The organism is Paenibacillus sp. cl6col (assembly GCF_900102125.1).
In the GTDB taxonomy this organism is placed as follows: Bacteria; Bacillota; Bacilli; order Paenibacillales; family Paenibacillaceae; genus Paenibacillus_B; species Paenibacillus_B suaedae.
Map to the genome: position 1 here is coordinate 86,722 of NZ_FNAZ01000010.1, position 25,973 is coordinate 112,694.

3 protein-coding genes are annotated in these 25,973 nt (G+C 51.2%); all 3 read left to right on the plus strand.

Annotated features, from left to right (window positions below; genetic code table 11):
• Positions 1-37 precede the first annotated feature (37 nt).
• The 3 genes from BLS15_RS29640 (at position 38) to BLS15_RS22840 (ending at position 25,867) form a co-directional block, all read left to right on the plus strand.
• Positions 38-21,808 (plus strand): non-ribosomal peptide synthetase, encoded by a 21,771-nt coding sequence (locus BLS15_RS29640; protein ID WP_254777388.1) that lies wholly within the window; start codon positions 38-40, stop codon positions 21,806-21,808.
• A gap of 409 nt (positions 21,809-22,217) precedes the next feature.
• A complete protein-coding gene (locus BLS15_RS22835) occupies positions 22,218-24,029 on the plus strand; it encodes an ABC transporter ATP-binding protein (RefSeq protein ID WP_021252552.1) in 1,812 nt (603 codons plus the stop codon).
• Entirely contained in the window at positions 24,026-25,867 is a 1,842-nt protein-coding gene (locus BLS15_RS22840) for an ABC transporter ATP-binding protein (protein WP_021252551.1), read from the plus strand. The genes BLS15_RS22835 and BLS15_RS22840 overlap by 4 nt, the downstream gene beginning before the upstream one ends.
• The last annotated feature ends 106 nt before the right edge of the window (positions 25,868-25,973 follow it).

Genomic DNA, 25,973 nt, shown 5'->3' on the forward strand with positions numbered 1-25,973 from the left:
AGGGGCTTTACTTGATTTGAGAGGGGAGATGATCAGAATGGCTTTTGATAAAGAAATCGAATTTTGGAAAGCGAAACTCGATACTGAAGATACGCCTACGACTTTGCCCTACACGAGCACTCCAAGCAGTGAAGCGGCACGACATTATTCCGTTTCTGTTACGATGCCTGCTGAAATTTCGGAACGAATTATTCGCATGTCTAAGGGCTCGCATCAAGCAGCCTTCATGATTTTACTAGGTGGCATCCAATGCTTGCTGCACAAATACACGAGCGAGAATCGCATCGTCATCGGCATGCCTATTGTGCGAAAAGCAGGGGAGAAGAGACTTCCCATCAATCAAGTCGTCCTATTGAAGGAGAATGTCAATGAAGAGCTCACGTTCAAATCCTTGCTTACTTCACTGAAACAATCCTTTACAGAAGCGATTCGACATCAGCATATCCCCTTCCGGCTCATAACTGAGCAGATGAATGTACAAGAAAAGAATGGCTTGCCTGTCATCAATACGATGGCAGCTCTGAAGAATATACATACCGTTAACTTTATTCCAACGGTTGTTGCAGATGTATTGTTCCAATTTGAGTTCGAAGCTGAGAACCTCCTTTTGAGCGTTGTATATAACGAACGTGTCTATGACTCGGTATTTATATCGCAAATCATTGAGCATTTGCAGCGCGTGCTGAGCATCGTATTGCTTGAGCCAAATACGAATTTGGGGGATCTTCGCTTACTTTCGGATGAGGAAACATCGCTGCTCCTGCACGGATTTAATACGACGGCTGCAGAGTATCCACGTGACCGAACAATTCATGAACTCTTCACGGAACAAGCACGTCGCACGCCGGATGCTGTTGCGGCAGTTTATGGGCAGCAACAGTTAACATATGCCGAGCTAAATGGAAGGGCGAACAGGCTGGCGCGTACGTTACAGAACGCTGGCGTTCGATCCGATCAGCTCGTTGGCATCATGGCCGAACGGTCGCTCGAAATGATTGTAGGCTTGCTAGCCATCATGAAGGCTGGTGGGGCCTATGTTCCAATCGACCCTGAATATCCGCAGGAGCGCATTCGTTATATGCTCGAGGATTCGGGAGCGCAGACGCTACTGCTTCAAGACCATCTTCGCGAGCGTGTCACCTATGAGGGCACGATCGTGGATATGAATAGCGAACATAATTATCATGACGACGGGACGGAACTTGCCTCTGTGTCCGATTCAAGCAACTTGGCATATGTCATCTATACATCGGGCACGACAGGCAATCCGAAAGGGGTCATGATTGAACATAGAAGCGCAGTCAATGCGCTGTTGTGGAGAATTCGGACATACGGGCTTTCTTCCTCCGACCGGATTCTGCAATTGTTTTCATTTTCCTTTGACGGCTTCGTCATGAGCGCGTTCTGCTCATTATTGTCCGGCGCAGGTTTATTTTTACTTAAGGAAGAGGACGCGAAGGATCCGCTCGCCTTGCATGGCGCTATCAGCCAATCAGGAATCACGCACTTCATTTGCGTACCAAATCTATACGGAGCGCTGCTCAATGTGATGCAGGCCGAGTCTGTGTCTACGCTGCGTACAGTGACATTGGCTGGCGAGAGTGTCAGCAGTGCATTAGTAGCTAGAAGCAAGGAGCAGCTTCCTAATGTGAAGCTGTTTAATGAATATGGTCCAACAGAGAACAGCGTCGTGGCGACCTGCGCAATTGGCCTCGAGAAGGATCAACCCATCACCATTGGTACACCGATCTCTAATGCGAGTGTGCTCATTTTGAATACTTCTGGGGAGTTGCAGCCGTTACATGTGCCGGGCGAATTATGCATAGCCGGTGAGGGGCTGGCGAGAGGTTACTTGAACCGTCCCGAATTAACGGAAGAGAAATTTGCCGCTCATCCATTTGTGCCAGGAGAACGCATTTACCATACTGGTGATTCCGCCAGATGGCTGCCGAACGGCACAATTGAATATTTGGGACGGATTGATCACCAAGTCAAAATCCGTGGATTCCGTATCGAGCTGGGCGAAATCGAGTCGAGCTTGAAGAAGATAGCGGGTGTGCGAGAGGTCATCGTGGATGCTAGGCCGGACGGTAATGGCCAACATATGCTGTGTGCGTACATGGTAGCTGACGCTGAGCTTACTGTGACGGAATTAAGGGAGGCGTTGTCTTCCAATCTGCCGGATTACATGATTCCTTCTCACTTTGTGCAAATGGAACAGCTGCCACTTACGCCAAGCGGCAAGCTGGATCGCAAGTCATTGCCCGATCCCCAAGCTAACATGGCTATTGGCACGGAGTATATTGCGCCTCGTACTCCACTTGAAGCACGACTTGCGCAAATCTGGCAGGAGTCGCTTGGTGTGGAAAGGGTCGGCATCAAGGATAATTTCTTCGCCCTTGGCGGACACTCGCTGCGGGCAGCTACATTGGCAAGCAAGCTTCACAAGGAGTTGAACGTCAATGTGCCGCTTCGGGATTTGTTCCGAAATCCGACGATCGAAGAATTGGCTTTGCTTATGGATGGGATGGAGCAGCAGGAGTTCAGCGCGATTGAACGGGTGAAGGAAAGCGAGTATTATTCGGTATCTTCAGCGCAAAAGAGGCTGTATGTCCTGCAGCAGCTCGAAGGTGCGGAACAGAGTTACAATATGCCGGGTGCCATGCTGCTGGAGGGACTGCTGGATAGAGAACGCCTCGAAGCCTCATTCCGCAAGCTGATTGCACGACATGAGACACTGCGTACCGGATTCGAGCTGATGGACGGAGAACCGGTGCAGAAGGTGTATCAGGATGTAAGCTTTGCCATTGAATATATGCAGACAAGCGAGGCGGAAGCGGCGCAGAAAGCCCGCGAATTTATCCGAGCGTTCGACTTGATGACTCCGCCGTTGATGAGGGTTGGCTTAATTGAAATGGCACCGGATCGACATGTGCTCCTCTATGACATGCACCATATCATTTCTGACGGTGCATCTATGGGAGTCGTAGTAGAGGAGTTCGCTCGGTTGTACGGGGGTGAGGAGCTGCCACCGCTGCGTATTCAATATAAAGACTTTGCCGCTTGGCAGCAGTCGGAAGCACAGCAGAAGCGTTCGAAGCAGCAGGAGACCTACTGGTTGCAAACATTTGGCGGAGAACTGCCTGTACTTGAGCTTCCAACGGATTACGCGCGTCCAGCCATTCAGAGCTACGAAGGGGAGACCTATGAATTTACGGTCGATTCGGATATAAGTACGGCATTGCAACGCCTCGCAGCGGATAGCGGAACGACGTTATACATGGTTCTGCTCGCAGCTTACACGGTGCTGCTGCATAAGTACACGGGTCAGGAAGATATTGTCGTCGGCACGACGAACGCAGGGAGAATGCACGACGATTTGCAGCCGCTTATTGGTATGTTCGTCAATACGCTCGCAATTCGCAATTATCCGGCTGGAGAATCGACGTTTCGTGCTTATTTGGAACAAGTGAAGGAGCAGGCGTTAGCTGCATTTGAACATCAGGAGTACCCATTCGAAGAGCTTGTTGAGAAGCTTCATGTTACAAGAGACATGAGCCGCAACCCGCTGTTCGATACGATGTTCTCCCTGCAAAATATGGAGAACAAGGATTTTGAACTTCCAGGACTCCAATTGAAGCCGTATGGCTTCGAACACCAAATATCCAAGTTCGATCTCAGCTTGGACGTTGCGGAAGGAGCGGATGGGCTCGCTTGCAGCTTGGAGTATGCTTCGTCCTTATACAGACAAGACACAATCGTAAGAATGGCGGATCATTATCGACAGCTGCTTCATTCAATTGCACAGTCGCCTGAGGCGCAAATCTCCGTGCTCGGGATGTTGACGCCGGGTGAGCAAGAGCAAATTCGATTCAAGTTCAATCATGATCCGTCAGAAATGGAGCAGAAGCACACGGTTCATCAACTCTTTGAGGAGCAGGCCGCTCTTACACCGGAACGAACTGCGGTCGTGCATGAGAATGAACAACTGTCGTATCGGGAGTTGAACGAGAGGGCGAACCGTCTGGCACGTACGCTTCGTCAACACGGCGTGCAGCCGGAGCAGCTTGTCGGCATCTTGGCAGACCGTTCGTTGGACATGATCGTGGGCATTATGGCGATCTTGAAGGCAGGCGGCGCTTACGTTCCAATTGATCCGAAATATCCGGAAGAACGTATCCGTTACATGCTGGAGGATTCCAAGGCAAACGTATTGGTGACGCAGAGCCATTTACAGTCTCTCTCATCGTTTGACGGTACATGGGTTCTACTTGATGATGAGTCATCCTATGCTGAGGATGCTGCCAATCTTGTGTCCATCACTGAACCACAACACCTGGCTTACGTCATTTATACATCGGGCACGACGGGACAGCCGAAGGGTGCGATGATCGAGCACAGACAACTGACAGTTATGGCGAAGGCTTGGGAACGTGAATATGGTCTGCGGGAAGAGAGCATTCGCTGGATGCAATGGGCGAGCTTCTCATTTGACGTATTTTCAGGTGATTTGATTCGTGCGCTGCTGCATGGCGGGGAACTGGTTCTTTGCCCTGAGCATGCACGTGCGAATCCGGCTGAAATCTACGAATTGATCCGGAAGCATCGTCTTCATATGTTCGACTGCACGCCGTCTATCGTCATTCCGCTTATGGAATATGTGTATGAGAACAAGCTGGATATCAGCAGCTTGAAGCTTGTCGCCGTTGGATCGGACTATTGCCCGCCGGATGAGTTTCAGAAGATGCTGGATCGATTCGGTTCGCAGTTCCGCATCATTAATAGCTATGGCGTGACTGAGACATGCATCGATGCCAGCTATTATGAACCAACGACTCCAACTGTTCCAAGAGCGCTGCCGATTGGAAAACCATTGCCGGGTGTAACGATGTACATTATGGACGGACAACGTTCCTTGCTTCCGGTTGGTGTCATCGGTGAGCTCTATATCGGCGGCCCATGCGTCGGTCGCGGGTATTGGAATCGTCCAGAGATGACGAGCGAGAAATTCGTCGCAGATCCATTCCTGCAGGATCACCGAATGTACCGCACAGGGGATTTGGCTCGCTGGATGCCGGATGGCAACATCGAATATTTAGGCCGTATCGACCATCAAGTGAAAATACGCGGTTACCGCATTGAGATCGGCGAAGTCGAGTCCAAGCTTCTCAAGGTGGAGACTGTTCGGGAGAGTGTCGTCGTGGCGCGTCAGGATCCGAACGGGTCAAAAGCATTATGCGCTTATTTCGTTGCGGATCGCAAGCTGACGGTGAGTGAACTGAGAAGCGCATTGGCCGATGAATTGCCCGCATATATGATTCCATCCTATTTCGTTCAACTGGATCGCCTGCCGCTCACACCGAACGGGAAAGTCGATCGCAAGGCGCTGCCTGCCCCGGAAGCGGGTGCGCACACGGGGATTGAATACGTGGCGCCACGCACGGAAGAGGAGTTAGCGCTGGCGAATGTATGGCAAACCGTCCTTGGTATTGAACGAGTCGGTGTGCTGGATCATTTCTTTGAGCTTGGAGGCGACTCCATCAAGTCTATCCAAGTTGCTTCCCGATTGCAGCAAGCAGGCTATAAGCTTGAAATTCGGGATCTGTTCAAGTATCCAACGATTGCCCAACTGGGATCCCACTTGCAGAGGGTAAGCAAGGTTGCAGATCAGGGCGAAGTATCAGGTGACGTGCCGCTTACACCGATTCTTGGATGGTTTTTCGAACAGCAGTTTGCCGACGCGCATCACTATAACCAGTCGATCATGCTGTACCGGAGAGAAGGCTTTAACGAAGCGGCAATCCGCAATGTACTTCAGGCAGTAACGGAACATCACGATGCGCTGCGCATCGTATTCCGACGGAATGATCAAGGTGATTATACAGCTTGGAATCGCGCAATCGAAGAGGGGGAATTGTTCCATCTGGAAGTTCTGAACCTTACTGGCTCAGCATCAGGTGATCATGAGCAGAATGTTCGGCAGATCATTGAAGCCAAGGCCACGGAGATTCAGCGCAGCTTCGACCTGCACGATGGGCCGTTGGCAAGAGCCGGATTGTTCCGTACCGATGAGGGGGATCATCTTCTGCTTGTCATGCACCATGGCGTTGTTGACGGTGTGTCCTGGCGCATCTTGCTGGAGGATATCGCTACTGGATATGAACAAGCGTTGAAGGGAGAGCCTGTTCGGCTGCCTGCCAAGACGGACAGCTTCCGCACATGGGCGAATCAGCTCGCGTCATATGCACGAAGCGAAGCCATGATAGAGGAACAAGTCTTCTGGGAACAGGCAGAAGCGAATGCAACGAGTATTTTGCCTTTGCCGAAGGATTTCGAAGCGGAGACATCCTTGCAGCAGGATAGCGAGTCGGTCGTAGTGGAATGGAGCCGGGAGGAGACGGATATGCTGCTGAAGCATGTTCACCGGGCTTATAACACGGACATGAACGACATTCTGCTCGCGGCGCTCGGCATGGCTATACAGCAATGGTGTGGACATGAGAAAGCCCTAGTTACACTTGAAGGACACGGCCGCGAAAATATCATGCCGGAGCTTGATATTTCGCGCACTGTGGGGTGGTTCACGAGTGAATATCCATTCCTGCTCGAGAGCGATCCGAACAAGAGTTTGTCCTATCGAATCAAACGAATGAAGGAAAATTTGCGACGTATTCCGAATAAAGGCATCGGTTATGGCATTCATCGATATTTATCGGACTCAGGTATGTCTGGTACGGAAAATGTATCACGATCAGAAGCATCAGCTCAGCCAGAAATCAGCTTCAACTATTTGGGACAATTCGATCAGGATTTGCAGAACAATGAGATGGAAGTCTCTCCATATTCGGGCGGCGCAGAGATAAGCGTTCGTCAGGCTCGTAACACCACACTTGATTTTAACGGGATGATATCGGCTGGGGTTCTTGCATTGGAAGTGAGCTACAGCAGCAAGCAATACCGCCGCGATACGATCGACCGACTGGCAGGATTGCTGAAGGGAAGTTTGCAGGAGATCGTTGCCCACTGCGCATCGAAAGATAAGCCAGAATTGACACCAAGTGACGTATTGGTTAACGGGCTTGGTATTGAGGATCTGGAGCGTATTGCGGAGCAGACGAGGGATCTCGGGGACATCGAGAACATTTATGCACTGACGCCGATGCAGAAGGGAATGTGGTTCCATAATGCGATGGACGGTCAAGCGGGCGCTTATTTTGAACAGACTCGCTTTACGATTCAAGGAGAGCTTGACGTTCAGCTATTCGCAAGCAGCCTAGATGTACTCGCGACGCGCCATGCGGTGCTTCGCACCAATTTCTTCAGCGGCTGGAACGGAGAATTGCTGCAAATTGTATACCGGAACAAGAATCTGGAGTTTAGTTACGAGGATCTAACGGAATTGCCGGAGCATGAGAAGCAGGATCGAGTTGAAGCGATGGCGCAAGCTGACAAGCAGCGGGGCTTCAATCTGGAGCGCGATGCGCTCATGCGGGTGTCCGTGTTGCGGACGAGCGTGAACTGCAGTCATGTCATTTGGAGCTCTCATCATATTCTGATGGACGGCTGGTGCTTGCCGCAGCTCACGCAAGAATGGCTCGAGACGTATTCCGATTCCGTAAATGGACGGTCAAGCAGCCGATCGGGAGCATCGCCATACAGTCTCTATATTGAATGGCTGTACAAGCAGGATTACACAGCTGCATCCCAGTATTGGAGCGACTATCTGTCGGATTACGATCAGCAAACAGTTCTTCCTCAGAAGAAATCGAGCGGGCGCAGCGATGTATATATTGCTGACAATCTCGTATTTGAACTGGGCGAGGCTTTAACTGCGAAGATGCATCGGGTAGCGAAGCAGCATCAGCTGACGCTGAACACGCTAATGCAGGCGGCATGGGGCATTATTTTGCAGAAGTACAACAATACCGGCGACGCTGTATTCGGCGGAGTCGTATCGGGCAGACCGGCGGAAATCCCAGGCATTGAATCCATGATTGGACTATTCATTAACACCATTCCGATTCGTGTTGTGTGTGAAGCGGATGACAGATTTGCCGACGTGATGAAGCAACTTCAGGAGAAGGCACTGGAGTCAGGGCGGTATGATTATTATCCGCTGTATGACATACAGGCGCTCAGCGCTCATAAGCAGGATTTGATTAATCATATTCTGGTGTTCGAAAATTACCCGATGGAAGAGCAAATGGAACAGGCTGGTGATGAGCGGGGACAATTGAACATTACTGACGTGCGGGTGGCCGAGCAGACGAGCTATGATTTCAATCTCGTAGTGATGCCTGGCGAGGATATGATGATTCGCCTCGAGTACAATGCCTCCATGTATGCTCGAGCAGATATGGAGAGAGTGCGGCAGCATCTGATTCATGTCCTTGAGCAGGTAACAGCTGATCCGGCCATTGCTGTGAAAGATGTCCGTCTGGCGACCGACGACGAGAAGGCAGAGCTTCTGACGGCATTCAATGATACGGAAATCGAATATCCTCGCGAACAGATGATTCATCGGATGTTCGAGGAGCAGGTTCAGCGGACGCCGGATGCGACGGCGGTGTTGTACGGAGCAGATACGATGACCTACCAGGAGATGAATGATCGTGCCAATCAGTTGGCGCGGACACTGCGAGCAGCAGGCGTTGTTCCGGATCAGATCGTCGGCATTATGGCGGAACGATCGTTAGAGCTAATGGTTGGCATCATGGGGATATTGAAAGCTGGCGGCGCTTATGTGCCGATCGCGCCGGATTATCCAGAAGAACGCATCCGATATATGCTGGACGATTCCGAGGCTCAAGTACTGATTGTTCAAGGCAGCGTGGGTGATGCAATTGATTTTGCTGGCCGCGTTATTAATCTGGATGATGCTGACTCGTACGATCAGGATAACTCAAACCTTGAGGTGGTCAACAAGCCAACCGATATCGCCTACATCATCTATACATCTGGTACGACCGGACGTCCGAAAGGGGTTATGGTCGAGCATACGTCAGTCATCAACCGCTTGTTGTGGATGCAGAAGCGGTACCCGATTGGCGCGGATGACACGATTATGCAGAAGACGGCGATCACGTTCGACGTATCTGTTTGGGAGTTGTTCTGGTGGGCATTTGTCGGCTCGAAGGTGCTTATGCTTCCAGTTGGCGGGGAGAAGAATCCGGCAGCAATCGTTGAGGCGATCGAACAGTACGAAATTACGACGATGCACTTCGTGCCATCAATGCTGCACGCCTTCCTCGAGCATATCGAGCAGCTGCCTGAGGCAGAGCGTGATCGTCTGTCTCCACTCCAGCAGGTGTTCACGAGCGGTGAGGCGCTGTTGGCATCGCAGGTCGAGCGATTCCATCAGTATGTTGTACCTGCCAGCGGAGCACGACTCATCAATCTGTACGGTCCGACAGAGGCAACGGTAGATGTCACGTACTTCGACTGCGAACTAGGCCAAACGTATGTGAGTGTGCCGATTGGCAAGCCGATTGACAATACACGCATCTATATCGTGAACGAGCACAATCAAGTACAGCCGATCGGCATCGCGGGCGAACTGTGCATCGCGGGCGTCGGATTGGCGCGCGGATACTGGAACCGTCCAGAACTGACAGAAGAGAAATTCGTATTGGTGCCTTCCGTGGGTGAACGGATGTACCGAACGGGTGATCTCGCGCGGTGGCTGCCAGACGGCAACATCGAATATTTAGGACGGATTGATCATCAGGTGAAAATCCGCGGCTATCGAATCGAGCTTGGCGAGCTGGAGACTGCGCTGCTGAATATTGACGCGGTTCGGGAGACAGTCGTCGTTGCGAGGGAAGACGAGAGCGGACAGAAGTCACTTTGCGCCTACTATGTAGCAGACGGAGAAGTAACAGTAAGTGACCTGCGAGCCGCACTTGCCGCCGAACTGCCGAGCTACATGATTCCATCATACTTCGTAAGGCTGGAGCAGATGCCGCTGGCGCCGAACGGCAAGCTGGATCGCAAAGCTTTGCCGGTACCAGAGAGAAGCCTTCAAGTTGAATCGGAATATGTTGCGCCGCGCACGGAAGCGGAACAGATGCTGGCAACCGTATGGCAAGCCGTACTTGGCATCGAACGTGTCGGGATAACCGATCACTTCTTCGAGCTTGGCGGAGATTCTATCAAGTCCATTCAAGTGGCAGCAAGAATGCAGCAGGCGGGCTTCAAGCTTGAAATTCGCGACTTGTTCAAATACCCAACGGTTACACAGTTGGTTCCATACATGCAGCCGATTAATCGAACGGCTGATCAGGGAGAAGTAGTCGGTGAGGTGCCGATGACACCGATTCTTCATTGGTTCGAGCATCAGCAGTTTGCGAATCCGCATCATTTCAATCAGTCGGTAATGCTGTATCGCAAGGATGGCTTTGTCGCAGATGCAGTGCGCAAGGCGCTTCATAAGTTGGTTGAACACCACGATGCGCTTCGTATTGTAATTCAGAGAACGGAACAAGGAGAATTTTCGCTCTGGAATCGATCCCTAGTAGAGGGCGAACTCTTCAGTATGGAAGAGATCGATTTAACGGATCAGTCGGATTTCGCCGCAGCGATTGAAGCGGAAGCAAACCACATTCAAGGCAGTATTGATCTACAGGCAGGGCCTTTGGTCAAGGCAGGCTTATTCCACGGCAGTGATGGTGATCACTTGCTGCTCGTTATCCACCACGCAGTCATCGATGGCGTGTCTTGGAGAATATTGCTTGAGGATCTCGCATCAGGCTACGAACAGGCGCTGAATCAACGCCAAGTACGTCTGCCGATGAAGACGGACAGCTTCCGTACATGGGCGGAACAGCTAGTAGAGTACGCGAATAGTCCAGCGATGGATAAGGAATCTGCTTATTGGCTCGGCGTCGCGCAGACGGAAGTGGCCGCCCTGCCTAAAGACAGCGAGTGCACGGTTTCCTTGCAGCGCGACAGTGAATCCGTCGTGCTCGAGTGGAATCGGGAAGATACAGAACGGCTTCTGAAGCATGTTCACCGTGCTTACAACACCGAAATGGATGATATTCTGCTCACAGCGCTTGGCAGGGCACTCATGAAGTGGCGCGGCATCGAGCGCATACTGGTTACGCTGGAAGGGCATGGTCGCGAGTCCATTATACAAGGCATGGATATTACGCGGACGGTTGGCTGGTTTACGACCGAATATCCGTTTGAGCTCGGGATGGAAGCGAACGACAGTCTTGGATCTCAGATCAAGAAGGTAAAAGAGGATTTGCGCCGCATTCCGAACAAAGGAATCGGGTACGGTCTGTTCCGGTATTTATCCAATTCGGGCAAACAGGCTTGGAATGATGCGCCAGCGACACAAATTCGTTACAACTACCTGGGACAGTTCGATGCGGACTTGAGTAATAACGAACTGAGTGTATCTCCATATGCAAGCGGTTCGGAGATTAGCGATGAGCAGGAGCGCAAGTATCCGCTCGATATTAACGGCGTGATCGCAGAAGGCCAATTGACACTGGGATTAAGTTACAGCGTCAAGGAGTATCGCAAAGAGACGATGGAGGAATTGGGCGATTTCCTTACAGAATCATTGAAGGAAATTATCGCACACTGCGAATCACAGGAACGGACGCAATTGACGCCAAGTGATGTCTTGTTTAAGGGACTTAGCTTGGAGTGGCTGGATCGGATATCTTCGCAAATGCAGCATATCGGCGAGATCGAGAATGTATATGCATTGACGCCGATGCAGAAGGGAATGTGGTTCCACAGCGCGATGGACAGTCTGACGGGGGCGTACCATGAGCAGACGATGTTCACATTGGAAGGTACGCTTGATGTGGAACTGTTCTCCAGCAGTCTGAACGAATTGGCGAAGCGGCACGCTGTGTTGCGAACGAACTTCATTAGCGGCCCTCAAGGCGAACCGGTACAAGTCGTATTCCGGAACAAACCAATCGGATTCTCGTTCCAGGATGTGCGCGCTTTGAATGAAGAGGAGCAGCAATCCTTCATTAAGGAAGCGGTCAGCAGTGACCAACTGCTTGGCTTCGATCTCGCACAAGGTGCCCTGATGCGCGTATCGGCTATCCGTACAGGGGAATTGAGCTGCCGTGTACTGTGGAGCTCTCACCATATCTTGATGGACGGCTGGTGCCTGCCACAGCTGATGCAAGAGCTGTTCGATACGTATGCCGCCTTGCTGCAGAAGAAGTCGCCGGATAGAACAGCGGTTCCAGCTTACAGCCAATACATTGAATGGCTAGGGCAGCAGGACGAGGAGGCGGCCGGGACTTATTGGTCTGCATACTTGGCTGATTACGATCAGGTAACAGAGATCCCGCAAGAATCATCGGCGGGAATCGATAGCGAACCATATAAGGCTGAAAAATGGAGTCGTGAATTGGATGCTGGCTTGAGCGCATCCATTAGCCGGACGGCGAGACAGCATCAGGTTACGCTTAATACTTTACTGCAAGCGGCATGGGGCGTTATTTTGCAAAAATACAATGGCACAAATGATGTTGTTTTCGGCAGCGTCGTATCAGGCAGACCAGCAGAGGTGCCAGGCATTGAGACGATGATCGGCTTATTCATTAATACGATTCCGATCCGCGTCAAGTGCGAGGGAAGCACCAGCTTTGCGGAACTGATGGGGCTGCTTCAAGAACAAGCGCTGGAGTCCGGCAAGTACGATTATTATCCGCTGTATGAGATACAATCTCGCAGTGCGCTGAAGCAGAATGCGATCAGACAAATTATGGTGTTCGAGAACTACCCGATGGACGAACAGCTAGAGCAGGCGGGCGGTGACGAGCACGGTATGCCATCCTTAACTGATGTAGCGGTGGAGGAACAGACCAATTACGACTTCAACTTGATCGTTGTACCGGGAGAACAAATCTCTATTCGGTTTGATTACAATGCTAACCGCTTCGTACAAGCAGACATGGAACGGTTGATGGGGCATTTGAACAATATTTTGGAGCAGATCGTAGACAATCCACGGATTGCGGTAGCAGATCTGGAGCTCGCGACGGAAGCCGAGAAGTCGGAAGTAGTCCAATCATTCAACGATACATTTACGAATTACCCTCGAGACATGATGCTGCATCGCTTATTCGAGGAACAAGCCGAACGACATCCTGATGCAGTAGCCATCTCCTTCCGAGATTTCCAGATGACGTATCGTGATTTGAACGATCGGGCGAACCGATTGGCACGTACACTGCGGGCAGTCGGAGTTGGAACGGATAAGCTGGTAGGCCTCATGTCTGAACGTTCGCCGGATATGATTATTGGTATTCTGGCAATCTTGAAGGCAGGAGGCGGGTATGTGCCAATCGATCCGGAATATCCGGGAGAACGGATTCGGTACATGCTTGAAGATTCCGGTGCGCGAATCATGCTGGCACAGCAGCATTTAACGGGGAAAATTCCAGTCATGGACGCATCACCACTTGATGCAATTATCAATCTTGACACCGAAACATCCTATGACAGCAACGGTTCGAATCTTGAGGCGAACACAGACGCAAGCAGCGAGAACTTAGCCTGTGTAATCTACACATCCGGCACGACGGGTAAGCCGAAGGGGAACTTGACGACGCACCGCAATATTGTACGTGTGGTGAGAGAAACCGAGTATATCGACATCACAAATCATGACAACGTGCTGCAAATGTCCAGCTATGCATTTGACGGGTCGACCTTCGACATCTATGGTGCACTGCTGAACGGGGCCAAGCTTGTTCTTGTACCACATGAGACGCTTCTGGAAGTACGGCAATTGGCTGAGTTGATCGTACAAGAGAAGATTTCGGTTATGTTCATCACGACGGCGTACTTCAACGTACTGGTTGATGTCCAGGCTTCCTGCTTGAGCAATATTCGGGCTATCTTATTCGGTGGCGAACGGGTATCTGTCAGCCACGTTCGCAAGGCGCTCAATCATGTCGCGCCAGGTGCACTCAAGCATGTATACGGCCCGACGGAGAGTACCGTATTCGCGACTTGCCACGATGTGCACGAAGTCACGGAGAATGCGGTGACGGTACCGATTGGACGTCCGATCAGCAATACGTCAATCTATATCGTTGATGCGAACAATAAGCTGCAGCCAGTAGGCGTTGCCGGCGAGTTGTGCGTGGCAGGTGATGGATTGGCACGAGGATATTTGAATCGTCCAGACTTGACGGCAGAGAAGTTCGTCGATTCCCCGTACGTCCAGGGAGAGCGGATGTACCGCACGGGAGACTTGGCGAAATGGCTTCCTGACGGTTCCATTGAATATGTTGGCCGAATCGACCAACAGGTGAAAATTCGCGGATATCGGATTGAGCTAGGAGAAATCGAGGCGCAGCTGCTGAATGTAGAGGATGTGCAGGAAGCGGTCGTCGTCGCACGAGACACTGACACAGGCGAGAAGCAGCTATGCGCCTACTATGTAGCGATGCGTCCGCTTGAGGCGAATCATTTGCGCGAAGTGATGGGTCAAGCTATGCCAAGTTATATGCTTCCAGCGCACTTTATTCAGCTGGAACAGCTTCCACTCACACCGAACGGCAAGGTAGACCGCAAGGCGCTGCCGGCTCCGGAAGAAGGACGGAGCGGAGAGACTTTCGTTACGCCGCGGACGCCGCTTGAAGCACAGCTTGTTCAAATTTGGCAGGATGTGCTCGGTATTAGCAGTATAAGCGTGACGGATCATTTCTTCGAGTTGGGTGGTCATTCCCTGAAGGCGACGCTGCTCGTAAACAGACTGCATCAGGAGCTTAATATCGAGTTGCCGTTGAAAGACGTATTTCAATATCCGACGCTTGAAGTGATGGCGAAGCGACTCAGCAATGCGGAGGGAAGCAGGCATGTGAGTATCCCGGTGGCGGCTCCAAGCCAGCATTATCCGGTGTCTTCGGCTCAAAAACGCTTGTATATTCTTCATCAGCTTGAAGGGGCGGAACTGAGTTACAACATGCCGAACATGATGCTGCTTGAGGGAGCTGTGGATCTTGGGCGATTGGAAGAAGCCTTCAAGAGACTGATTGAGCGCCATGAAACGCTGCGCACTGGATTTGAGATTGTGAACGGCGAGCCTGTGCAACGGATTTACCCGGAAGTAGACTTCGCAATCGAGCATGTGCTCGCCAGCGAGGAAGGTGCTTCGAAGCTTATGCAGCAGTTTGTGCGTTCCTTCCAATTGGAGAAACCGCCTCTGCTGCGAATCGGAATTATCGAATTGTCCGAAGAACGTTCCATTCTCATGTTCGATATGCATCATATCATCTCAGACGGTACGTCGATGGGCATTCTCATCAATGAGTTTGTCCACTTGTACAGTGGGGCAGAGCTTACGCCGCTGCGGATTCAATATAAGGATTACGCCGTATGGCAGCAATCGGATACTCAGCAGAAGGCAATGAAGCTGCAAGAAGGATATTGGCTGAAGGTGCTGGGTGGAGAGCTTCCGGTGCTGGAAATGCCGACGGACTCCATTCGTCCGACAACGCAAAGCTTCCGCGGAGATTTGCTGCAGTTCGATCTAGATCCAGTAAGAAGTGCGGGGCTGCGGAGAATTGCAGCGGAGAACGGAGCCACAATGTACATGGTGCTTCTTGCGCTGTACAAGACGATGCTGCACAAGTATTCCGCTCAAGAGGACATTATCGTAGGTACGCCGATCGCAGGCCGGAACCATGGAGACTTACAGCCGCTTCTCGGTATGTTCGTCAATACGCTGGCCATTCGAAGCTATCCGGCTGCCAGCAAGACTTTCTTATCCTATTTGGATGAAATAAAAGAAACAACGCTTGGCGCCTTCGAGAATCAGAATTATCCATTCGAAGCATTGGTCGAACAGGTGCAAGTGATGCGCGATATGAGCCGCAATCCGGTATTTGATACGATGTTTATTTTGCAAAATGCGGATCAAGGTGAAATGAAGATCGATGGGGTACGACTCCAGTCGGTGCCGAATGAACACACCGTATCCAAGTTCGATTTGACCTTCCAAGCGGAAGAGGATGAAGCGGAAATCGTGTGCAGCATTGAATACGCAACAGATTTATTCAAGCGAGGCACGATTGAGCGAATGGCAAGACATTTCGAACAATTAGTCGATGCGGTGCTGGATAACCCGCAAGCAAGTCTGTCTAACTTGAGCATGGTAACCAATGAGGAAAAGGCGCTGCTTCAGGATAAGTTCAATGATACGGATATGGCGCATCCAAGCGACAAGACGGTTCATGAACTGTTCGCGGAACAGGTGGAGCGGACACCAGATGCTGTTGCTGTCGTCTCTGGCTGCGAGCAATTAAGCTACGGAGAGCTCAACCGGAAGGCGAATCAGCTAGCGTGGAAGCTGCGTGAGTATGGGGTGACCGCAGAGCAGCCTGTCGGGATTATTGTCGAGCGAACGCTGGATACAGTCGTCGCAGTGATGGCCGTACTCAAAGCATCGGGCACATTCGTACCGATCGATCCCGAGTATCCTGAGACGCGTATTCGCTATATGCTGGCAGACAGCGGGGCTAAGCTGGTGTTGGCGCAATCGGAGCTGCCGGGGATCATTCCTGATGACGTCCGCCTAATTGATGTACGCGATGAGTCCCTGTACCAAGGCGACGGAGCTGACGTACCGAATGGCAGCAAACCGTCCAACCTGCTCTATATCATCTACACATCCGGAACGACGGGCAATCCGAAAGGGGTCATGCTGGAGCACGGCAACATGGTCAACCTGCTGCATTATCAGCAGAAAGGCACGAACATTCCGATGCCTTCGCGGATCTTGCAATATGCGTCCGGCAGCTTCGATGTATGCTATCAGGAAATGTTCTCTGCGCTCTTGTTCGGCGGAAGCTTGTATATGGTCGACAATGAGATGCGCAAGGATCCGGTGCGCTTGTTCCAGGAAATCGAAAAGCATGAAATCGACGTGTTGTTCATTCCAGTGGCGTTCCTGAAATTCATCTTCGCCGAGCCAGAGTGGGCCGAAGCATTCCCGCGCTGCGTTCGCCATATCATTACGGCGGGCGAGCAGTTGGTCGTGACACCGCAAGTGCAGGCGTGCTTAAAGCGACTCGATATCTGCCTGCACAACCATTACGGGCCATCAGAGACTCATGTCGTGACGACCTACACGATGACGCCGGAAATTATCGAGGTTGGTCTGCCGCCAATTGGCAAGCCAATTGCGAACACGAGCATTTACATCGTGAACGACAGCTTCGAGCTGCAGCCGATCGGCGTGAAGGGCGAGCTCTTCGTATCCGGGGCATGTGTCGGACGCGGGTACTGGGGAAGAACGGACTTGACGGAGGAGAAGTTCCTAGATAACCCGTTCGTCCCTGGTGAGCGGCTATACAAGACAGGTGACGTAGCGCGCTGGCTTCCAGACGGCAGCATCGATTATGTGGGCCGAAGCGACCATCAGGTGAAAATCCGGGGCTTCCGCATTGAGCTGGGCGAGGTGGAATCGCAGCTCTTGCATGTACCGGCGGTACAGGAGGCGACCGTGGTGGCACTGGAAGATCATGCGGGCCAGAAGCAGCTGTGCGCGTATTTCACAGCAGAGCGCTCGCTCACGGCAGGCGAGCTGCGGGCAGCATTGTCGCAGGAACTGCCAGGCTACATGATTCCGTCCTACTTCGTACAGTTGGAGCGGCTGCCGCTGACGCCGAATGGGAAGATCGATCGGAGAGCGCTGCCGAAGCCAGAAGGCGGCATTGAGACTGGAACGGAGTATGTCGCGCCGCGTACAGATACGGAAGCAAGACTTGCACGCATTTGGCAGGATGTATTGGGGTTACCAAGCGTAGGCGTGAAGGACAACTTCTTCGAGCTGGGTGGTCACTCGCTGCGGGCAACGACGCTGGTGAGCAGGCTGTACAAGGAAATGAACGTCAACTTCCCGTTAAGAGGTGTGTTCCGTCATCCGACCATCGAGGAGATGGCGAAGGCGATAACCGAGATGCATCAAGAACTTTACACGGAAATACCTATCGCTGAGGAAAAAGCCTATTATCCGTTATCTTCAGCGCAGAAACGGCTGTTCATTGTAAGCCAGCTGACAGGAGCCGAGGTAAGCTATAACATGCCGGGAGTGCTGATTCTCGAAGGAGAGCTGGATCGTGCGCGATTCGAACGGGCTTTCCAGAAGCTGATCGACCGACATGAATCGCTGCGGACAAGCTTCGAGACGGTACGCGGTGAGCCTGTGCAGCGCATTCACTCGCAGGTGGAGTTCGCTATCGAATATCACCTTGCAGCAGAACAAGATGCAGAGGCGCTGATCACTCATTTCGTACGTCCATTCCAGCTTAATCAAGCACCGCTGCTCAGAGTCGGATTGATTGAAACTGGACATGAACGTCATATTCTGATGTTCGACATGCACCATATCATTTCCGATGGCGTAACGATGGGGCATGTCGTGAATGAATTCTCCCGGATATATGCAGGCGATCAACTGCCGGCGCTGCGTATCCAATATAAGGACTATGCTGTATGGCAGCAATCCAATGAATATGCAGAGAAGCTTGCGCATCAGGAATCCTATTGGCTGAAGCAATTGGACGGAGAACTGCCGACGCTCGAATTGCCGACCGATTATGTGCGACCGGCTGTACAGCAGTTCGAAGGGGATGTGGCCTTGTTCACCTTAACGAACAGTCAGGCCGAGCAGTTGCAACGATTAGCGGCAAACTACGGCGCAACCTTATACATGGTTCTGCTTGCAGCATATACCGTGATCCTGCACAAATATACGGGACAGGACGATATCATTGTCGGTACACCGATCGCGGGCCGCAACCATACGGAATTGGAGCCGCTCGTTGGGATGTTCGTCAATACGCTCGCCATTCGCAATTATCCAACTGGTGAGAAATCCTTCGCAGAACTGTTGGCCGAGGTGAAGGATACGGCCCTCGCCGCATTCGAGAATCAGGATTATCCGTTCGAAACGTTGGTAGAGAAGGTTCATAAGTCTAGGGACATGAGCCGAAATCCAGTGTTCGATACGATATTCAGTGTAGAGCATGAACAGCAGAGTTCCTTCCATATTGATGGGCTTCGGATAAGTCCATACCCGCACAGCCATTCTGTCGCGAAGTTCGACTTAACCTTCCATGCCGAACAGAATGAAGAAGGGATACTATGTGGTCTAGGGTATGCGACTGCTTTATATGCGAAAGAGACCGCGAGGCGGATGGGAGAACATTTCGTGCAATTAATAGATGCCATCATCGCAGAACCGAATGCGAAGCTGATGTCTCTGAATATGATGAGCCTGCAGGAAAGAGAGCAGGTCAAGCTGGTATTTAATGATACGATAACGAATTATCCGCGGGAGAAGACGATTCAACATTTGTTCGAGGAGCAGGCAGAGAAATCGCCGGATGCGGTTGCCGTCCAATTCGGAGGAGAAGGGCTCACATACCGCGAGTTGAATGAACGGTCGAATCGCTTGGCGAGAACACTGCGAGGTAAGGGTGTAAAAGCCGGCCGCTGCGTAGGTCTAATGACGGATCGTTCGCTAGACATGATTGTAGCGATTATGGCGACCCTGAAGGCAGGCGGGGCATATGTGCCAATTGATCCGGACTATCCAGAGGAACGCATTCGATACATGATCGACGATTCGGGAACATCGCTTCTAGTCGTTCAACGTCATTTGCAGGCGAACCATATTCCTGCGGATTGCATGGTTGTACTTGTAGATGATGAGGGCTCCTACCACGCAGACGGCACGAATCTGGAGCAGCATAATGGGGCTTCTGATCTCGCCTACGTCATTTATACGTCAGGTACAACGGGAATGCCGAAGGGGAATTTAACAACTCACCGCAACATCGTTAGAGTAGTGCGGGATGCGAAATATATCGAGATCGATCAGCATGACACGGTGCTGCAATTATCCAGCTACGCTTTTGACGGCTCGACTTTCGACATATTTGGCGCCTTGCTGAATGGAGCGAAGCTTGTCCTGATAACGCGCGAGGTAGTACTCGACGCTGGACGATTGGCCGACACCATCGAGAGCGAGAAGATTTCGGTCATGTTTATTACCACCGCCTATTTCAATCTGCTCGTCGACCTGAGAGTGGACAGCCTGCGCCATATGCGTGCGATATTGTTCGGTGGGGAGCGCGCATCTGTGAGCCATGTGCGCAAGGCGCTCCGGCATTTGGGTCCAGGCAAGCTTAAGCATGTATATGGGCCAACGGAGAGCACCGTATTTGCGACTAGCCACAACGTTGATGAAGTAGCTGACAGCGCCGTTACCATACCGATCGGACGCCCAATTGGCAATACGGCCGTATATATTGTTGGCGAGGGAGACGTTCTGCAGCCGATTGGTGTAGCTGGTGAGTTATGCGTAGCGGGCGATGGAGTAGCCATAGGATATTTGAACCGTCCAGATTTGTCAGGAGCCAAGTTCGTGAATAATCCGTTCGTTCCGGGTGATCGCATGTACCGAACGGGTGACTTGGCAAGATGGCTATCAGATGGAACGATAGAGTATGTGGGACGGAAAGACGATCAGGTGAAAATCCGTGGTTATCGAATCGAGCTTGGTGAGGTCGAAGCTCATCTGTTAGACCTTGAGGCGATTCAAGAAGCTGTGGTCATCGTCAGGGAGGAAAGTGACGGGCAGAAGCGCCTATGCGCTTACTATGTAGCAGCTCGTCTGATTACGGCTGGTGAGATGCGGATAGCTTTGGCTCAGCAGCTCCCGGGATATATGCTTCCATCCTACTTCGTACAGCTCGATAAGCTTCCACTGTCACCGAACGGCAAGGTGAACCGGAAGGCACTTCCGGCCCCTGAATTGCATGTGCAGGCAGCCTCGGAATACGTGGCCCCGCGCACGCCGCAAGAAGTACTGCTTGCTCACATATGGAGGGAGGTGCTCGGGCTAGGTCAGGTAGGCGTTAAGGATAATTTCTTCGAGCTTGGCGGTCATTCCTTAAGCTTAATGAGGCTAGTGGAGCGCGTCTATACCGAGACTGAGGTTGAAATCCCAATTCACAGCGTATTCCGGGAGCCGACAATTGAAGCGATGGCGTACGAAATGTTGAAATCTGAACTTGCTGGCAAGGCAGGAAATCACTTCATGAAATTGAACGAAAACGGTCATATCCCTGTCTTCTGCTTCCCTCCGGGACTTGGCTACGGTCTCAGCTACTTGGAACTGGCCAAGCAGCTGGATCATCACTGCATCCTGCATGGCATTGACTTTATCGATGATGCTGAAACTCGGGAGGAACTGCTTGAACGATACGTGAATGCGATCCTTGCTGTTCAACCGCAGCCGCCATTTATATTGTTAGGCTATTCTCTAGGTGGCAATCTGACGTTCGAGGTTGCGAAAGCGTTGGAGTGCCGAGGGTATCCGGTGTCGGATGTCATCATGGTTGATTCCTTGCGGAAGCTGAAGGTGCATGAAGTAGACGAATTCGACGGCGACATCGATCAAATGATTGATGGTGTGGAGGAACTGAAAGAAATGCTGGTTCACCATCCTCTTCTCCGCGATCAAGTTAAGAACAAGATGAGGGCGTACTGGTCGTACGCGACTGAACTCGTTAACTCCGACATCATTGATGCCAATATTCATGCACTGATGGCGGAGCCATCCGAGGTGAACCAGGCAGACGGGGAGCAGCTCGCGACATGGCAGGAGGCTACTCGCGGCAGGTATGCGGAGTACAACCTACGCGGTGTGCACGAAGAAGTGCTTCAACCGCCTTTCTTGGAAGCGAACGCTAATGTCATGCAAGCAATCATTCGGCATATTCTCGAGCAAACAATGGTTACCCACTAGTTGTACAGATTTCTGGCACCTGATGAAGAAAGGCATGCTTGCAGGCCTGCATCAGTTGGCGATAAGTAGCTGAATGCACAATGCACACAGATTGCTGAAGTACAAAGGCTGCTGATGTACACAGATTGCTGAAGTACAAAGGCTGCTGATGTACACAGATTGCTGAAGCACAAAGGCTGCTGATGTATACAGATTTCTGAAGCACACGAGCTCCTGTTGCATACAGCTTGTTGATGCATACAGCTAACTGATACACACAACTATCTGATGTACATAGACCAACTGATGCTCATAGCCTGCTCATGCGCACAGACTGCTCGACTTCGGCGAAGGCAATGTTTGAATGCTGTAGAAGGGGGCAGTTTGTGAGCGGTGCCGCGACTATGGGACACAAAGGGGAGACCGTAACGTGAAGCAGCAAAAAGAAAAAGGTGTGTTTGCCCTATGGAAGTCCGTGGCATGGTTAGTATCATTCGCGAAGTCGCACAAGGGCTGGTTAATTGCTGGTATGCTATGTGCCATTGCTGCGGCGGTGATCGAAATATGGACGGGCAGTCTGATCCAACAACTGACCGCCAAGGCTGAACGAGGGGATGGGCAGGTAGTTATCAACACCGTGTATATGGTGCTTGTCGTTATTGCAGTAGGCGTTCCCGCGAAGTACATGATGACATTCGGCATTGAAAAAGGGAGCGCCCGTGCAATGCGGGATGTACGCAACTCCATGATGCGCCATATCGGGAAGCTTCCTGTCCATTATTTGGACAAGCAGCATTCGGGCGATATGGTCTCGCGATTCACAAACGACATGCAGATCATTAATCAGTTCATGATACGCGACTTGCCGCAATGGTTCTATCATCCTCTGCTGTTTATCGGATGCTTTGCTTATTTGCTCTGGATCCGGTGGGAGCTTGTGCTGCTTAGCGTATTACTTGTGCCGGTCTCTTTGTTCGTATCTCAGTGGATTGGCAAGCAGCTGCAGCAATTGACAGAAGAAGCGCAGGAGAGCACGGGACAGATGAATGCTATCGTGCAGGACACATTGAACGGTATGGTGCTTGTCAAAAGCTATTTGCTGCAAGGCATGTTGTTCCGATCCTATCAATCGCTGCTTCAGCTCACCCTACTCAAGAAGCTGGCCGTCAGCAAAAGAGAAGCCATCATTACGCCGATCTTATTTACGCTAATGATGAGTCCGGTCGTCTTTTCCGTTCTATATGGAAGTTATTTAATTTCACAAGGCTCGTTCAGCACAGGAGAGCTGATTACATTCCTTTACCTGCTCAATCTATGTCTCGAGCCGCTGCAAAACATTCCGACGCTTATCACACATACGTTTGAGATGGGTGGTGCATTGAAGCGGATTTATGATGTTGCATCCCAGCCTGTCGAACAGCAAGGAGAGAAGCTTGCAGACGAAAGTTTGAATGATGGTGGCATACGGGATCAAATGCCGATCACCTTTGAACAGGTTAACTTTGCCTATGAGAAGGATTCACCGTTGCTGCTTCGGAATTTGAGTTTCGCGGTAGAGCCGGGGAAGACCGTGGCGTTAGTCGGCGTCAGCGGCGGCGGGAAGAGCACTGTAATGAAGCTGATATGTGGATTTTATTCATTGCCTAGCAACGGAGGAACGATACGCGTATATGGACATTCCGTATCGAATTGGAATCCAGAAGAGTTGCGTTCGAACCTGTCTGTCGTCACGCAGGATTCTTACTTGTTCAGCGGAACGATAGCCGACAATATCGGATATGGCAGGCCTAATGCTGCGTTTGATCATATTGTTGAAGCAGCTAAGGCTGCTCATGCGCACTCTTTTATTATGGAACTCCCGGATGGCTATCAGACGGAGGTCGGAGAGCGTGGAGGCTTGCTGTCAGGTGGACAACGACAGCGAATTACGATTGCGCGTGCAATCTTGAAGGATGCGCCTATACTGCTGCTCGATGAGCCGACATCTGCCTTGGATACGGAGTCTGAACATCTCGTTCAACAAGCGCTCGACACGCTCATGCAAGACCGAACAACGATCGTCATCGCACATCGCTTGTCAACCATTCAACACGCAGATGAAATATGGGTGATGGAAGGCGGAGGGATCGTCGAAGCAGGAACGCACGATGAATTATTGGTCAAGGGCGGCGCTTACGCCAGCTTATATCATCGACAATTCTCTGCTGAGCCATCAGGGCGGGAGGAGGTGGCCTGCACGTGAGACTATCTGACATGATTACATATGGGAAAGAAATAGTCGGCATGATGAATTTCATGAGCAAAAAGCATAAGCTGCATTATTACATTGGTATGATTGCGAGCGGCGCCGTAAACACCCTGTTTATTTTATCCTTCAGCTTGTTAGTGCAGAGTCTGGTTAATTATGCCGAGTCAAATGATATATCCCTTATGTATGGAGGACTGTACATTTTGGGGGGCTCCATTCTGCTATTGAACCTGATAGCTCCGCCGTTCACGTATTTGTTTCATCGAAGTGTGGAACTGACGCTGGCGAACATACGTGAGCGCTTGTATCGGAAGATGTGCAGCCTGCGAATGTCAATGCTTGAGCGAACCCACAACGGTGAGCTGCTGTCCCGGATGAATAATGATGTGTCGACACTGGAAGTGACCTACTGCGGCATCCTGTTTGCTATGCTGCTCGAGATTATGATTAGTTTTGGCTCTATCATCATGATGTTCGCGCTGCATTGGCAATTTGCTTGCGTTTCTTTACTCGTGCTGCTCTTATCCTTCTATATCAGCTCGCGCTTCGTAAATACGGTACGGAATCTATACGACCGGCATCTGCATGTCACCGCTAAGCTGACTGAGAAATTCTCCGACTTTCTTGGTGGGATTCAGTTGGTAAAGCTGTTCCGCATTCGACCGATCTATGGACAATATGAAGCGTTGAACGAGCAAGTAACGGAACTATCGAGTCAGATTGCCCATAAGAAGGGGCTGCTCGCAGCGGTCAATCATTTCGTCAGTTACATTACGTTTTGCGGAATTATTGTTATTGGGAGTTTGCTGTATGCATACGGGTTCATTTCAATGGGGACGGTAGCGGCATTGGCCGTGCTGCAAATTCACTTGACTCATTCGTTCATGAATGTCGGCTCTACGATGTCGCTTATCCAAAACTCGTTGGCTGGTGCAAGACGAGTCCAGGAGCTGCTTTATGAAGAAGAAGAGCCGGAGAGATTCGGCAGTGAGATCAAGAGTGAAGATGCCATACTTGATATGACCCTTAGACCTGATCTGAACAACGACACTGTGAAACAAACTGGTACAATTAAAAAGGCCGACGACATCGATAGTCATACCAACACGGCAGCACCGATGCTCGAACTAGATGATGTTGAATTCTCCTATGCTGCTGGAAAAACAGCCATATCCCAAGTATCGATGAAGGTATATCCGGGACAAGTGGCAGCTATCGTTGGCGCCAGCGGCAGCGGGAAGAGCACACTGATTAAGCTGCTGCTCGGATTTTATCCGGTTGAAAGAGGAGATGTTCGCCTCCTAGGCAAATCATTCGGGCATTATACGCTGGAGGAAATTCGGAAGTTGATTGCCTATGTGCCGCAGGAAGCATTTTTGTTCAGCGGAACAATCGAAGAGAATATCCGTTACGGCAACCCACAAGCATCTCATGAGGAAGTGGTGGCTGCAGCGCAGGCCGCATACGCCCATCATTTTATTGAGGAGCTGCCAGATCAATATCAGACTTCAGTAGGGGAGCGGGGTGCCTCCTTGTCTGGCGGGCAGCGTCAGCGGATTGCAATTGCACGAGCATTGCTCAAAAATGCACCGATCCTGCTCCTTGACGAGGCGACGTCTGCGCTTGATACGGAATCGGAGCACTGGGTGCAAAAGGCATTGCAGCAGTTGATGCAGGGGAGGACGACCATCATGGTTGCCCACCGCTTGTCGACTGTGGAACATGCGGATATTATTTTCGTCATGAAGGAGGGAACCGTTGCGGAGCATGGCACGCACCGAAGCTTGCTCCAACATGGCTCCTATTATGCGAGCCTCCAAGGACAGGCTTAAATTCCTATTCTGGAAGTGTCGAAATATAACCTGACATAGAACCTTCGATCCTAATAATCGGAGGTTCTTTTCATTTATTTCACTTCCTGGTGGCTGTGTAAGCGTG

Coding starts and splice junctions, on each gene's coding strand:
- BLS15_RS29640 (WP_254777388.1), top strand. CDS start 38: ATGGCTTTTGATAAAGAAATCGAATTTTGGAAAGCGAAACTCGATACT.